The 15779-nt window shown below is 38.8% G+C and carries 13 protein-coding genes and 1 pseudogene; 6 read left to right on the top strand and 8 right to left on the bottom strand.

Annotation, left to right across the window (positions count from 1 at the left end; all coding sequences use genetic code 11):
* Positions 1-5: 5 nt before the first annotated feature.
* From G7074_RS03880 to ubiE, 6 genes and pseudogenes are all read right to left on the bottom strand, one after another.
* Complete coding sequence (locus G7074_RS03880; RefSeq protein WP_124559539.1) at positions 6-668, bottom strand: CBS domain-containing protein; 663 nt, start codon at positions 666-668, stop codon at positions 6-8.
* Positions 668-1431: pseudogene (locus tag G7074_RS03885) on the bottom strand (alpha/beta fold hydrolase). The gene G7074_RS03880 and the pseudogene G7074_RS03885 overlap by 1 nt, the downstream one beginning before the upstream one ends.
* Positions 1432-1650: 219 nt before the next feature.
* A complete protein-coding gene (locus tag G7074_RS03890) occupies positions 1651-2097 on the bottom strand; it encodes a GatB/YqeY domain-containing protein (protein ID WP_124559537.1) in 447 nt (148 codons plus the stop codon).
* 129 nt (positions 2098-2226) lie between these two features.
* Positions 2227-2985, bottom strand: coding sequence for an SDR family NAD(P)-dependent oxidoreductase (locus tag G7074_RS03895; RefSeq protein ID WP_124559536.1), 759 nt, complete (start codon positions 2983-2985; stop codon positions 2227-2229).
* Positions 2986-3077: 92 nt separating this feature from the next.
* On the bottom strand, positions 3078-3875 hold the full coding sequence (locus G7074_RS03900; RefSeq protein WP_124559535.1) for an outer membrane beta-barrel protein: 798 nt from the start codon (positions 3873-3875) through the stop codon (positions 3078-3080).
* On the bottom strand, positions 3872-4603 hold the full coding sequence (ubiE, locus tag G7074_RS03905) for a bifunctional demethylmenaquinone methyltransferase/2-methoxy-6-polyprenyl-1,4-benzoquinol methylase UbiE (protein WP_199748311.1): 732 nt from the start codon (positions 4601-4603) through the stop codon (positions 3872-3874). The genes G7074_RS03900 and ubiE overlap by 4 nt, the downstream gene beginning before the upstream one ends.
* A gap of 152 nt (positions 4604-4755) precedes the next feature.
* On the opposite strand from ubiE, the gene yihA reads away from it, so the two are divergent.
* The 3 genes from yihA (at position 4756) to G7074_RS03920 (ending at position 8144) form a co-directional block, all read left to right on the top strand.
* Entirely contained in the window at positions 4756-5379 is a 624-nt protein-coding gene (yihA, locus tag G7074_RS03910) for a ribosome biogenesis GTP-binding protein YihA/YsxC (RefSeq protein ID WP_124559534.1), read from the top strand.
* Positions 5380-5477: 98 nt separating this feature from the next.
* Positions 5478-6335, top strand: a complete 858-nt coding sequence (locus G7074_RS03915; protein ID WP_124559533.1) for a UbiA-like polyprenyltransferase — start codon at positions 5478-5480, stop codon at positions 6333-6335.
* A gap of 102 nt (positions 6336-6437) precedes the next feature.
* Entirely contained in the window at positions 6438-8144 is a 1707-nt protein-coding gene (locus G7074_RS03920; protein ID WP_124559532.1) for a M3 family oligoendopeptidase, read from the top strand.
* 117 nt (positions 8145-8261) lie between these two features.
* On the opposite strand, the gene G7074_RS03925 is transcribed toward G7074_RS03920, so the two are convergent.
* Positions 8262-9482 (bottom strand): MFS transporter, encoded by a 1221-nt coding sequence (locus G7074_RS03925; protein WP_124559531.1) that lies wholly within the window; start codon positions 9480-9482, stop codon positions 8262-8264.
* A gap of 290 nt (positions 9483-9772) precedes the next feature.
* Between G7074_RS03925 and G7074_RS03930 the strand changes: the two genes are divergently transcribed.
* Positions 9773-11722: an amino acid permease gene (locus G7074_RS03930; RefSeq protein WP_124559530.1), complete on the top strand. Its 1950-nt coding sequence runs from the start codon at positions 9773-9775 to the stop codon at positions 11720-11722.
* Between the two features lie 696 nt (positions 11723-12418).
* Here the strand turns inward: G7074_RS03930 and G7074_RS03940 are convergent.
* On the bottom strand, positions 12419-14377 hold the full coding sequence (locus G7074_RS03940) for a KUP/HAK/KT family potassium transporter (RefSeq protein ID WP_124559529.1): 1959 nt from the start codon (positions 14375-14377) through the stop codon (positions 12419-12421).
* Between the two features lie 180 nt (positions 14378-14557).
* Between G7074_RS03940 and G7074_RS03945 the strand changes: the two genes are divergently transcribed.
* A complete protein-coding gene (locus G7074_RS03945) occupies positions 14558-15088 on the top strand; it encodes a T9SS type A sorting domain-containing protein (protein ID WP_233603842.1) in 531 nt (176 codons plus the stop codon).
* Between the two features lie 79 nt (positions 15089-15167).
* Complete coding sequence (locus tag G7074_RS03950) at positions 15168-15779, top strand: fumarylacetoacetate hydrolase family protein (protein WP_124559528.1); 612 nt, start codon at positions 15168-15170, stop codon at positions 15777-15779.

Genomic DNA, 15779 nt, shown 5'->3' on the forward strand with positions numbered 1-15779 from the left:
TAGGTTTATACATTTAAATAATTCATGAACGAATCGTAACGCTCCTGCGACCCATCATCAATCTGTGTGTTGTTGTACACTTCTTTTACCTGATAATCATATCTTTCGAAAGAAGCTACCAATGAAGTAATTTCAGTTTTATTTACTTTTAATGTTACTTCTAAACGTGTAGAATCTGCAAAAGAATTCACGTAAGAAGAAAGAATCTGTGCATTATCGGCTTCTACAATCTGCGAAATGTGCGCCAGCGAGTTATCACGGTTACTGATTTCGAGTACAATAATGCCACCAGGCTCGTTTACTGCATATTGTTGGGCTACCGCATCAACCATGTTGCTGATGGGAATTATGCCTGCGTAACTTTTCTGCCGGTCTAAAACCGGAACAGCCGTAAGTTTTAACTGGCTCAACAGCCTAATTACATCGTAAATATGCGCATCGCTAAGTACAAAAGCATTAAGCAGGTTTACAGACGAATCGTTTAAAAGGGTATCGTGATTATCGATGCTCAACAAATTATCTTCTGCTACCAGCCCCATAAAAGCAACTTCATTAACAACAGGCAAATGTTTTAGCTTAAAATCGTTCATCCGATCTAAAGCCTTTTGCACCGTGTCATCGCTTCTCAGTGTAGGTATAACATTCGATATGATTTCTTGAGCAAACATTATTTTAACAATATCCTGTCTAAAAATTTCTCTAAAAAAGCATTAAATATTCCGGGATGCTCCATCATAGGTGCATGACCGCATTTATCTACCCAGTTCAATTCAGAATTAGGCAGTAGTTCGTGAAATTCTTCGGCCACTTCTGGTGGCGTAACTTTATCGTTTTTTCCCCAGATTAACGAAACCGGGATGGTAATTTTCGACAATTCTTTGGCCATGTTATGGCGTATAGCCGATTTTGCCATGGTTAAGATACGGATTACTCTCGATCTATCGTTAACTGTTTTAAATACGTCATCAACCAGCTCTTTGGTTGCCGTAGCCGGATCGTAAAAAGTAAATTCTACTTTCTCTTTAATATAATCGTAGCTCTCTCTGCGTGGGAAAGAACCACCAAAAGCGTTTTCGTACAAACCAGAACTACCTGTTAAAACCAGGGCCTTAACAAACTCCTGATGGGCAACGGTAAATACCAAACCAACATGGCCACCAAGTGAGTTACCCACTAGCACCACCTGGTTTAAATTCTTAAATTTTAAAAACCGGTGCAGGTACCTCGACAATGCCTTTACACCAAGTGTTAAAATGGGTAAATCGTATATGGGCAAAATAGGGATCACTACATGATAGCGGTCTTTAAAATAATCCATAACCGGCCCCAATTGCTCAATTCGCCCATTAGGCCATGCAGCAATACCAGCGTTTCGCCTTCTCCAGCTTCGATGTATTTAAATCCGTCTTCTTCTATTACCTGGTATGTCATATATATAAATAGGATGCTACTGTGCTACTAAGTTAGTAGAGTAAAATTAAATTTTTGCATTTCTTTGCCATTTTTCTGAAATAAAATCGAAAACGGTCTAAAAACTCGCCATAGTGCATTAAGAAGCGGGAATTAAACATCTTGGAACAGGTATCAAGTATTAAATACAAGATATACTTTTAACAAGCTTTCCGCTTTGGTCTTTCAGCTTCAATCTCCCTATGCTAGTTTCTCTTTAACAATTTCGGCAATTAATTTACCATCGGCTTTACCGGCCAGTTCTTTGTTCGCCATACCCATTACCTTGCCCATATCCTTAACCGATGTAGCGCCAGATTGTTTGATTACCGTTTCAATAATTGCCGCAACCTCTGCCCTATCCAATTGTTTTGGCAAGAACTGGTTAATTACTTCAATTTCTTCTTCCTCTACCTTATACAAGTCCTCACGGTTTTGCTGTTTATAAATATCAGCCGATTCGCGACGCTGTTTAATTAGTTTCTGAAGGATTTTAAGCTCAGTTTCTTCGGTAATTTCTTCTGCAGAACCTTTTTCGGTTTTTGCCAAAAGTAAAGCAGCCTTTATAGCCCTTAAACCTCTTAACTGCGCATTGTTTTTAGCCAACATGGCTTTTTTTATTTCCTGATCTATTGTTGTTGATACCATTATTGTTTAATTGTTTGAATTGGTTAACCGGTTAATTGTAAATACCGGTCGCCAATTATTATTTTCATTTTTTATTAATCGTTTAATCTTTCAATTAACCAATTTAAACAGTTTATACAGTTAACCTAACTAACCTCTATTTATAATCGTAGCTGTTGCCTGTACAGTTGGCATAATCAGCATATCGTTAATGTTTACGTGCTTAGGCCTGCTCACTACATACCATATCGCGTCTGCAATATCATCGGCAATTAACGGCTCCAGGTTTTCGTAAACCTTTTTTGCACGGTCTTCGTCACCTTTGAAACGTACCACCGAAAATTCGGTTTCTACCATACCCGGATTAATTTCGGTAACCTTAATGCCATGTGGCAATAGATCGATACGCATTCCTTTGCTCAGGGCATCAACCGCATGTTTGCTGGCACAATATACATTTCCATTTGGATAAACTTCTTTACCCGCAATAGAACCTATGTTAATAATGTGTCCTGATTGGTTCGGGATCATCCAGTTGGAAACAATTTTGGTTACATAAAGCAATCCCTTCACATTTGTATCGATCATCGTATCCCAATCGTCGGTATTGCCTCTATCAATCGGGTCTAATCCCTGGCTTAAACCTGCATTATTTACCAGCACATCTACCTTTTTCCATTCGGCTGGTAAAACCTCCAATGCAGTGGTTAAACATTCTTTGCTACGCACATCGGCAATCACCTGTTTAATTTCAATCGCATATTTATCTGCCAAATGATGGGCTATTTTGGCCAGTCTTTCTTCTCTGCGGGCCAAAAGTATTAAGTGGTATCCTTGTTGGGCAAATGTATGTGCGCAAGCTTCGCCAATACCAGAAGTTGCACCTGTAATTAATGCGATTTTAGACATATTTATGAATTTAAGTCACGGTAAACTTTACGGTTAAAAACCAGTTTAATCTACCTACGTAGACAAAGATAAGTTTTTTTGAATGTTAAAGACTACTGAAAAATCAAACTGAACGTGAATTGACGCAATTTCAACTTATCAATCGGATTAGCATAAGCTGTATCGTCATGCTTCAGTATATCGCTGGTAGAATACGACAGTTTAATTTCGGGCGACATTTTGAAATACTCAAAATAAAGGTCAAAACCGATTCCTGTTTCATATGAAAGATAATTCCGTTCGTTTTTGAGCAATTTGTTTACGGCAGTTTCACCTTCATCAAAAGTTTTCTTTTTGGAGGCAATATCAATCGAATACTTTGCTCCACCCAGCCAGTAAGCTCTGAAGTTATTTAAGCGGTTCGATTTGATTTTAATGCCTAGTGGAAATTCGAACATGGTGGCCTGCACTTTCTTATCAACCAGGGTTTGAAAATGTTTGGTTTGCCCGTTGCCCACATTAACCGGATCGGTAGGTACGTATTCGTAACTCACTACCCTATCGCTAAAAATCAGTGAAGGTGTAGAACGGATATCGAAATTTTCGGAAATATTCCTGTTCATTACAAAACCCAAACCAAAGCCTTGCGAGGGTTTACTCGAAATCGAATTTAACGAATTGGTTACCATGGTACCTGAAGCGGGATCGAAAGAAACGCCGTTGCTGTTGGGCATCTCGTAAAATGGCGCCCTCCAGTTCTGTTTTTTGAGGATTTTATATTCTGCCGAAATGTATTGAAAATTAAAACCAAAACTCCAGTCCTCATCATCTATACCACCACCCCAGTTTTGAGCAAGAGCGGCTGTAGAAATGCTAAAGAGTGAAAGAATGAGGCTTAATTTTTTTATCATTTAGTTCCGGTATATATCGAACTTATTCCAAACGTTAAACTTTTATGTTTGGTACTTTTAAAACCAATTTTTTGCATCAGCGCAATAAAATCTTCTCCATCGGGGAAAGCCGCTACCGATTCGGGCAAATATGTATAGGCCCTGTGATCTTTAGAAAATAGCTTACCGAAAAAAGGTGTTACCTGCTTAAAATAAAAACTGTAAAGCTGCTTAACCGGAAAAACCCTGGGTTTCGAAAATTCGAGTATCACCATTTTTCCGTTTGGTTTAAGCACCCGGTACATATCTGCCAAACCTTTTTCGAGGTTTTCGAAATTACGCACCCCATAAGCACAGGTAATGGCATCGAAGGTGTGATCTTCAAAATGCAAGCCTTCTGAATCGCCAACCTGAACCGAAAAAACTTCGTTCAAACTGCGTTCATTGATTTTCTTTTTGGCTACTTCGAGCATGCCTTCAGAAATATCTACACCGATTACCTTTTCGGGATGAAGCTTTTTAATGGCTTCAAAAGCAAAATCGCCGGTTCCGGTAGCTACATCAAGCATTGTTCTCGGGTGGATCGAAACGAGTTCTTTAATGGCCTTTTTGCGCCAAAGCACATCAATTCCCAGTGAAAGAAAATGGTTTAAAAAATCGTAAGTGCCCGAAATATTATTGAACATGGTTGCAACCTGTTCTTTTTTGGTTGCATCTGCTACCTGATATGGAGTGATATTCTGATTCATGATATGTGGCAAAGATAGATAAAAGAGTTTGCAGTTGGGAGTTTAGAGTTTGCAGTTTAGTGATTCCAATAAACTTTACGAAGCGTTGACCTCGGTAAATTCAAGCTCTCAACTCCAACCCCCAACTCAAAACTAATTATTACCTTTGCACTATGGTTATCAAAACAGCAGCATTTATATGCAGCAACACCCAGGTTTCGGCTTTGCCGCCACCAACAATGCCCGAGTACGCTTTTATTGGCCGCTCTAATGTGGGTAAATCTTCTTTAATCAACATGTTGGTTAATCAACACGGATTGGCAAAAACCTCGCAACGTCCGGGAAAAACACAACTCATCAATCACTTTCTGATTAATGATGCCTGGTACATTGTCGATTTGCCGGGCTATGGCTATGCTAAAGTTTCGAAAACGAGTCGCGAAAAATGGGAAAAATTTATCCGCGCATACATTACCAAAAGAGAGAGCTTACAATGCGTTTTTGTTTTAATCGATAGCCGACTGGAGCCACAACAAATTGATATTGAATTTTGTTATTGGCTGGGCGAAAAACAAATTCCTTTTTCTTTAATATTTACCAAAGCAGATAAGCAGGGAATGACAACCACGCAAAAAAACGTGGCAGCCTTTAAGAAAAAGCTGGGTGAATTTTTTGAAGAGATTCCGGCAACATTTGTTACCTCGGCCGAAAAAGCCACAGGTAAAGATGAAGTGCTGAATTTCATCCATGAAGTAAATAAAGATTTTGTAGTACCTACAGATTATAAGCGGTTTTAAGGTTCAATAGCCCATTGGTCATTGGTTCATTAGTAATTGACAATCTGCCATTAACCATCGACTATTAACCAACAAGAACAGTAAACCATTACCAATAAATGAAAAAATACTTTTCACTCGTATTATTTGCACACTCGGTTTTTGCATTGCCCTTTGCCATGATCGGATTCTTTTTGGGGGTAACTACTACCGATAATCCATTTTCGTGGTACAAATTAATATTGGTTTTGCTGTGTATGGTTTTCGCACGCAACTCGGCCATGGCTTTTAACCGCTACCTTGACCGGAATATTGATGCCAAAAACCCACGTACTAAAATGCGTGATATACCTGCAGGGAAAGTTTCGGCGAATGAAGCGCTTACTTTTGTGATCATCAATTGTGTATTATTTGCCATTGCCACCTATTTTATTAATCCGCTTTGTTTTTATTTATCGCCGGTAGCACTATTTGTAGTATTATTTTATAGTTACACCAAAAGGTTTACAGCACTATGTCACCTGGTATTGGGACTTGGCCTATCGCTGGCGCCGATTGGGGCATATATTGCTGTAACCGGTCAGTTTGCTTTGGTACCAGTTTTATATTCATTAACGGTATTGTTCTGGGTAAGCGGTTTCGATATCATTTACGCCTTGCAGGACGAAGATTTCGACCGCGAAGAAAAATTACATTCCATTCCATCGGCTCTTGGCATAAAAAATGCGCTGAACGTTTCGGTTTTACTGCATGTATTTTCGGCAGCCTGTGTAATCTTGCCGGTATTCTTTACCGAATTTAGCTGGGTTTATTATGTAGGAATTATATTTTTCTGCTCTATGTTGATTTATCAGCACCTGCTTGTAAAACCAAACGATATCAGCAAAGTAAACCGCGCATTTCAAACCTTAAACGGCTATGCTTCGGTGGTATTTGCCATTTGTTTTTTAATAGACGCATATTTGAGACATAAATAGAAATGAGTGAAGGAGTGAATTTTGAATGATTGAATGCATTGTGTAACTAATCAAATTCATTCTGTCATTCAATAATTCTCCAATTCAATAATTAAACTAACCATGATCATCACCAAAAAACCAAGAACATATATTCCACAGGATTTAACCATTACCTGGGAAAGCTTAGCCCCTATTTTTGATGAATTGCAAGACCGCAGCATCACGAGCAACGCAGAATTAGAACAATGGCTAAAAGACCGTTCGGAGCTTGAAGCTGCTTTAGAGGAAGATTTTGCCTGGCGTTACATTAAAATGAGCTGCGATACGGCCAACGAAGAACTGGTTAAAAGCTTCCAATATTTCGCTACCGAAATTTCGCCAAAAATATCACCACTATCTAACGAACTAAACAAGAAATTTGTAGAAAGTCCTTTCATGGATGAATTGGACAAGGAAAAATATTTCGTTTATAACAGATCGGTTAAAAAGGCATTGGAACTTTTCCGCGAAGAGAACATCGAACTGTTTACCGAGCTGCAAGTTAAGCAACAGAAGTACCAGAGCATTACAGGTGCCATGAGCGTAGAAATTAATGGACAGGAATATACACTGGAGCAAGCTTCTATTTTGGTAAAGGATTTAAACCGCGAAGTGCGCGAAAATGCTTTCAGAACTATCCAGCAGCGTCGCCTTGTTGATAAAGACGATTTAAATATCCTGTTTGATGAATTGATCAGACTACGTAATCAGGTGGCTCTTAATGCAGGTTTTGAAAATTACCGCGATTACATGTTTCAGGCTTTAGGCCGTTTTGATTATACTCCACAAGATTGCTACGACTTTGCGAACGCCATTGAGAAAGAGATTGTCCCAATTTTGAAAGAACAGGCTGAGAAACGCAGGGAGGCACTGGGCTTAGATACTTTAAAACCATGGGATTTAGAGGTAAGTGTAAGTGGTAAGGCTGCATTAAAACCTTTCAACAACGGTGCTGAACTAATTGACAAAAGTATCGCCTGCTTTAATGCCATCGACCCTAAACTGGGCGAAAAACTGGCAACCATGAAAGCCAACAACCTTTTTGATGTAGAGAGCAGAAAAGGCAAAGCACCTGGTGGATACAACTATCCTTTGGCCGAGACCGGAGCACCGTTTATCTTCATGAATTCGGCCAACTCGCTCCGCGATTTAACCACGATGGTACATGAGGGAGGGCACGCTGTTCATACTTTCTTAACTGCCAATTTAGAATTGAACGATTTTAAACATTGTCCGTCGGAAGTGGCCGAACTGGCCTCAATGAGCATGGAATTAATTTCTATGGATAAATGGGATGTTTATTTCGACAACGAGGAAGATTTAATCCGCGCAAAAAAAGAACAGCTGGCCGATGTTTTAAAAACATTGCCATGGGTAGCGGTAATCGACCAGTTTCAACATTGGATTTACACCAACCCTAATCATACTGCTGCAGATCGCGAAGAAACCTTTAAACAGATTTATAACCGCTTTGGTGCGGGCTTTGCCAACTGGGATGACCTGGAACAACAATTCGGCAATATTTGGCAAAAACAACTGCATTTGTTCGAAGTTCCTTTTTACTATATTGAATATGCAATTGCCCAGTTAGGCGCCATTGCGGTTTGGAAAAACTATAAGGAAAACCCTGAAAAAGCATTAGATCAATACCTGGCTGCACTGACTTTGGGTTACACTAAACCGATGAACGAGATTTATGAAACCGCCGGAATTAAATTCGACTTTAGTGCCGAATATGTAAAAGAACTGGCCAGTTTTGTAAAAGGAGAACTGGAGAAACTGGGATAGGACAAGCTGGAAGGTTTAAAGAAGGAAAGCAGAAGGCTTTTCCACTCAAAAAACAAAAAAGTCGTAGCAAATGTTACGACTTTTTTGTTAGAGTTTAAATTTAAAAATTTAGTTGCCTTAATCCGCCACTTCTTTTTTTCTTACTTTCAAAATCATAAACATTACGATCAACGATATTACAATCATAATCAAATAGCTGTAGCTCAGATTGCGTTCATCCTTCGCCGGTACCAGACTCACCACTGCATAGCTCAAAAACGACACAATAACATAAGTAATTCCTCCTGTTAAACCACCAGCAATACCCGCATTTTTAGGGAATTTACTCAAACAGAAGGTAAAGTAGTTGTTAAAAGTAAAACCTGCCCCGATATGGATAATGAAGGCAAAAAAGATCAGCGAGTAAAGGTTACTGATAAAATTAAGGCTCAGCATCATTAATACCACAAATACCAGCTGCAAAACTGAATTAATGGCTAATCGCTTAAAAAACGGACGATTAATGGTAGCTTTCCCAATAAAACCACCAACCATCCAGGCAAAGCCCAATACCAATGAGCTATAGCCTGCAATTACAGGCGAAAGGTGCAAATGGTGCTCAATAATAAATGGCCCTGTCATGTTGTAAACCATTACCATGCAATAGGCTAGTCCAAGCATAACTATACCCAGTGTAAAACTGGTGGTTTTAATCATAGTGGCATAAATGTTGGCTATTTTCTTCAACTGGAAATCGGTAAAATGTTTCAAAGTTTCGCCACTAAACATAAACTCAAGCAGAGCAAAAACCAGGGCAAAACCACCCAGGAAATAGAAGTTAGACTCCCAGCCAAAAACTGTTTGCAGGTAGCCTCCAATAAAAGGCGCTACAATTGGTCCGGTTGACCAGATGATGGAAAACAAACTGAGGTAATGCTTAAGCTGTTCGCCTTCAAAAAGATCGACAAAATAAGCGCGCTTTGCAACCACTATCGCCCCAACGGTAAGCCCGTGTATAATCCGCATTAAATAAATTAAGTAGATGTTATGCGTATTGGCAATGATTAGACTAGCAGCCGCAAAAATCAACAGCGAATACAAACCGATTTTATAGCGGCCAAAGCTATCGAGCACACTGCCGATAAACAGTTGCGCAACACCATAACTAATCAGAAATATACTTAGCGTAAGCTGAACCTGAACGTTGCTCACCTGCATTTCACCAGCCATGGTTGGCAATGATGGAATGTAGATATCTGTAGCAAAACCCGACAAGGGAATCAGCGCAAAAGCCAGTATAGTGGCTATCCCCTGGTGGCGTTCTTTAATGTATTTAATGTCTAAAGTACCCGTGTTCATAAATATGAAAATTGTAGATGTTTATATTCCAATCAAACAAGATTTTACGTGTAAACATCCATCTTGAAGATTGGAGCAGGCAAAATTAACGCTTTTGCACTGCTTAAAACTATGCCAATCAAACAAAGGCTTATGATGAGCAAATAATTGAATTTTTTGACATTAATTTCATAAAACATCAGCATTCTAGTCGCTTTTTACTCTCCATTGGCGTGTAATGAAATTTATATCTTGCTTTAAACGTTTTTAGCCAAACTTTTTATAAGTTTGAAGAAACAATCAAACAACAAATGTTCGAAAAGCTATTCAGAAAGAAATCCATTTCCAAGATATTACAAGATGCGGCAAAAGGCTATGGCGACCACGAAAATACATTACATAAAACCCTCGGTGTACGCGATTTAACTGCCTTTGGCATTGCAGCTATTATTGGTGCTGGTATTTTTAGTACGATTGGCAAAGCCAGTGCAGACGGCGGTCCGGCGGTAATTTTTCTGTTTATTTTTACTGCAGTTGCCTGTAGTTTTGCAGCTTTTGCCTATGCCGAATTTGCATCAATGGTGCCGGTTTCGGGCAGTGCATACACCTACTCATACGTTGCTTTTGGTGAGCTGGTGGCCTGGATTATTGGCTGGTCGCTCATTATGGAATACTCCATCGGGAACATAACTGTAGCTATATCCTGGTCTGATTACTTTACAGGACTACTCTCTACTATAAAAATACCACCTTTAGGAATTAACGGCATCCACGTACCAGACTGGATGACTATGGATTACCTTAGTGCTTACAATGGTCATAAACACGCAGAAGCCCTATTGGCCGCAGGCAAAAATTTAGCTGATTTAGATTCGGCAACAGCGCTTGCCAATAATGCCTGGCTTACCGCGCCAAAAATTGGTGGTTTCCACCTGGTAGCCGATATCCCCGCTTTAGGCATTATCATTCTGATTACCTGGTTAATTTACCGCGGCATGAAAGAAAGCCGCAATGCGAGTAATGCCATGGTAGTAGTTAAACTAGCCGTAATTTTATTGGTACTGGCTGTAGGTATATTTTATGTTGATACCAAAAACTGGAATCCTTTTGCGCCAAATGGTGTTTCGGGAGTATTAAAAGGTGTTTCTGCTGTATTTTTTGCTTACATCGGCTTCGATGCCATTTCTACTACGGCTGAAGAATGCAAAAACCCACAACGTGATTTACCACGCGGTATGATGTGGGCCATTATTATCTGTACAATTCTTTACGTAGCCATAGCATTGGTTTTAACCGGTATTGTGAAGTCTGATACTTTGGCTGTAGGCGATCCGCTGGCTTTTGTTTTCGATCAGATCGATCTTAAATTAATGAGTGGCATTATTGCCGTTAGTGCTGTTTTTGCTATGGCCAGTGTACTTTTAGTGTTTCAAATGGGCCAGCCACGCATCTGGATGAGCATGAGCAGAGACGGGCTGTTACCGAAATCGTTTTCAAAAATTCACCCGAAATATAAAACACCTTCTTTTGCAACTATTGTGGTAGGTTTTGTAGTTGCTGTTCCATCGCTATTCATGAACCTCACCATTGTTACCGACCTTTGTTCTATCGGAACACTTTTCGCTTTCGTATTGGTTTGTGCAGGTGTTTTGGTGCTTCAAAACAGGCCTGATGTACAACGTGGAAAATTCAAGATTCCGTATGTAAACAGTAAATTCATTGTTCCGGTTATATTTATTGCGAGCATTGTCTTTGCCTTTACACAGTATGGAAAGGAAACCAAAGCTTTCTTTTTTAACTCTCCTAAAATTGTAGAAACGGTAAACTTTGTCACTTCTTTAAACAGCGAAGAGCTTAAAATTGTTAAGGAAGAAATTGTAAAAAATGCTGCGCCACAAATCATTCTGGCCGAGAAAGTGGATGCAGAATTTTACCTAAGCGCACTGCCTGGCGATCGTTATGAGCAGTTTATTGCGGCTTCGAAGGTTAGCATCGAAAAGAAATACGAAAGTGGCTGGAGCCTCTTTAAACACAAAATCCCAATGTGGATTTTTCTGATTATCTGCGTAGTTATCACCTTCTATTGCATTACTAAAAACCTTTCGCTAATTCCAGTATTAGGGTTAATTAGCTGCCTGTACATGATGTGCGAACTGGGTATTTCTAACTGGATTGGCTTTGGTATCTGGCTGGTTGTAGGCCTGGTTGTTTATTTTGCTTACGGATACAGGCATAGTAAGCTGGCACAGGCTGAGCGCTAAATATAATGAAGTACAATCCTTTAATACATCATCGGAGATCGATCAGATTAAAGGATTATGATTATTCAAAAGCTGGAGCTTATTTTTTTACCATTTGTTGCGAAGATCGGCTTTCCCACTTTAGTGAGGTCGTTAATGGTTAAATGGTTTTAAATCAATATGGAATCATTGCTTTTGAACAATGGCTGAAACTTGCGGATCGATTCTGTAATTTTCAATTGGATGTTTTTCAAATCATGCCGAATCACATGCATGCAATAATTGTATTGAACAATGTCGGGGTAACCGCAAGGGTTGCCCCGACAATTTCCGATATTATTGGCATATAAATCAATCGTTTCAAGCGCTTGCCTGCAATTATTCAAATCACAAAACAATAGGCAAGTTATGGCAACGGAATTATTACGAGCACATCATCCGCGATGAAAGAGCATATCAAAATATCTCAAATTATATCATCAACAATCCCATGAAGTGGGACAAAGATAAATTTCATCTTTAAACAAAAAATCCTCTTTCCGTAATAGAAAGAGGATTGTATTTATTTCTTCTTAACAAAAGCTAAGGTGGTTATTATTATCAAGCCTAAACCAGACGCCATCATGTAATTATTTGCATGATTGAGATGATATATTTTTGCTACAGGGCCTGCAATAAACAGAATTACAGCAAGCAGAATAATCAGCTTCCTGCCCATTAAACTGGTAATCTGTTAAGTTCAATATCATCCGGCGTAACAAAAATAAGTGGTACTTTCTCAACATCCACATAGCTGCTGTCCAAACCAAAACTGCGTTCTTCAGATAAACTTAGTTTTTTCAGGATGAAGTAGTAATCCATGATGGTACGTTCGTAGAAACTCAGTTTGGTAAATTTAGATAAGTGTTTTTCTAAAAGTACAAACCTAAAATCGCCGGCAATTTTATGCTTGTTTAACGAAGTGTACTGACTTGTAATATCAATTTCACCGTTTTTAACCAACTCTTCAACAACCTTACGGTAAAGCAGGTTTACACGTTGCTCAATCCTGAAACCTAGTTTGAAATCGATCCTGATCAACTTACCAGGAATCAGGAATTCTACCTTATAATCTAAAGTATAAGGCTCATCCATTACATCAACGTGCACCAGCCAATACACATCGGCACGTTTTGGCTCTTTCTGAATAATGGAATAAATAATTTTCGATTCAATCTCGGTTTTGAAATTGGCACTTGTTAAATAAACCAGCTGAGAAGAATATTTCGGCACAGATTCATCACTACTCAATTCGCTCAAAATCTGGTAGTAATCTTCAATTTCCACGTACTTAACAAAGCGGTTTTTGATTTTACGTGCCACAAACCAACTCCACATAATGGTAAACAGTAGCGAACCAATTAATACCGTTACCCAACCGCCATGCAAGAATTTAGTTAAATTACTAATCAGGAAAGTACCTTCAATAATTACATAAGTAAAGAAGAAAATAGCAATAAGGTATTTAGGAAAACGCCTGCTCCTTAAGTAAAAACTAACCAAAATGGTAGTCATTAACATGGCAATTGTAATAGACAAGCCGTAAGCAGCGTCCATTCTTTCTGATTTTTCGAACAGCAAAACAATACCGCAACAGCCAATCCACAGCATCCAGTTAATCGATGGAACATAAAGTTGTCCTTTAGAAACCGATGGGTAAATAATTTTGATTTTTGGCCAAAGGTTTAAACGAACCGCCTCAGATATCAAGGTAAATGAACCACTAATTAAAGCCTGACTGGCAATTACAGCAGCCATTGTTGCCAATATAACCATCGGGATCTGAACCTGATCGGGTACAATCTGGAAGAAAGGGTTCATTTTAGCTCCCGGAACATAAGTTGCACTATTGTGCAAAATCCAAACACCCTGCCCTAAATAGTTAAGAATAAGGGTTAATTTAACAAATATCCAGCTGATGCGGATGTTGTTTCTTCCGCAGTGGCCTAAGTCTGAATATAAGGCCTCGGCTCCCGTTGTACATAAAAACACACCCCCGAGAATTAAGAATGCCAGCTTATTGGTTACCAGCAAATGAATAGCATAGTATGGATTAAATGCCTTTAAAACGCTAAAATCCTTAACGATAAAAGATACACCTAAAACCCCTAATACCCCAAACCAAACAAACATTACCGGCCCGAATAATTTACCAACCAGGTTGGTACCGAACTGTTGAATAATGAAAAGCACAGTGAGGATAATTAATACAATCGGAATAACCTCTACGTCGAATTTCTTGGTTAAACCTTCAATTGCTGAAGTAACGGTAATACTCGGTGTGATAATACCATCGGCAAGCAAGGCACAACCACCCACAATAGCCGGAACAACCAACCATTTGGCTTTTTTACGCACCAGCGAGAACAAAGAAAAAATCCCCCCCTCACCTTTGTTATCGGCACGTAAGGTAATAATCACATACTTTACGGTGGTTTGTAGGGTTAGGGTCCAAATGATACAAGATAATACTCCGAGTACATTGGTAGGATTGATATCCTGTTTACCGCCTAGGATAATGGTAAAAATTGCATTTAAGGTATATAATGGTGATGTACCAATATCGCCGAATACAATTCCCAAACTAATTAGAACCCCACCAGCGGTTAACGCGTTGACATTTTTATGATTTGACACTTCGTTGATTATTTTAGTGCGGCAAAAGTAAACTAACTATAACAATTTAACAACCAAATTATTGTGTATTTTCAACACTATGAAATTTAAATATTATTGTTAAATTGTGTTAAATTATGGCTTTTAAACAAAATGTTTAATTTCTTTGTTTTAAATTAATACATTTGCATTACCAATTTGATGAAACTCTACACTAAGACAACGTTACTCACCAAACTAGCCTGCACATTGTGTATGGTTTTGTTGTGCAGCGTAAATTCTTGGTCGCAGCAGGCTGATAGTATTAAGATTAGCCTTAAAAACAGAACCAAAAAGGTAAGCAGAATTCCCGAAATTAAAGCTAATATTACCCCTTACAAACCGCTTTATCTGTCTATTGGTGGCAGTGGTTTATTTAACTCGTACTCTACTACTCCAAGATCTGCAACAGTTACACCCAAAGATAAGTTACTAACTATTGTAAAAATATACCCCAATCCAGTTGAAGATCAGTTAAATATTATCCTTTCTATTGGTAAAGACGGCACACAAACTACAATAAAAATTATCGATTTACTGGGGAACGAAGTAGCTACATTATCGAACGAGCGCTTAAATGCTGGTGAACAAACCAAAACCTTCACCATTCCAAGCAGGATAAATGCGGGCATCTACTTTTTAAGGGTTATTGCCGGAACAGAAAGCCAGGTAAAACGTATCTCAGTTTTATAGCTTCATTTTCTTTTCTATTTTTGAATTGACCTGGGTTTAACTCATGTCTATTTTCTTACACAATAAATTTTTAAAAAAAATGAAAATCATAGCCATTGGCCGTAACTATGCCGAACACGCCAAAGAACTGAATAATCCGGTTCCAACTACTCCGGTAATTTTTTTGAAGCCCGATACAGCAGTACTAAAAGATAACAAACCTTTTTACCTGCCCGATTTTTCTGATGATGTACATTACGAACTGGAAGTAGTTTTAAAAATCTGTAAGGAAGGAAAACACATTGCTGAAAAATTTGCAGCTAATTATTATGACGAAGTAGGCTTAGGTATTGATTTGACTGCCCGCGATATCCAAAGCAAACATAAAGAGAAAGGCCTACCCTGGGAGCTTGCCAAAGCATTTGACAACTCTGCTCCCATCAGCCTTTTCACACCTAAAAATGATTTCGAAGATCTTTACAATTTAAATTTTGAACTCAAAATAAACGGAGAAAGTCGCCAGGTTGGCCATACTAAAGATCTGCTCTTCTCGTTCGAGAAGATAATCAGCTTTGTTTCGCAATATATTACTTTAAAGAAAGGCGACTTAATTTTTACGGGTACACCAGCAGGTGTAGGCAAAATTAATAAAGGCGATAAGTTAGAAGCATGGCTGGAAGGCAAACAACTATTAAATTTTGATGTAAAGTAA

Origin of the sequence: Pedobacter sp. HDW13, from assembly GCF_011303555.1 — a bacterium.
Taxonomy (GTDB): domain Bacteria; phylum Bacteroidota; class Bacteroidia; order Sphingobacteriales; family Sphingobacteriaceae; genus Pedobacter.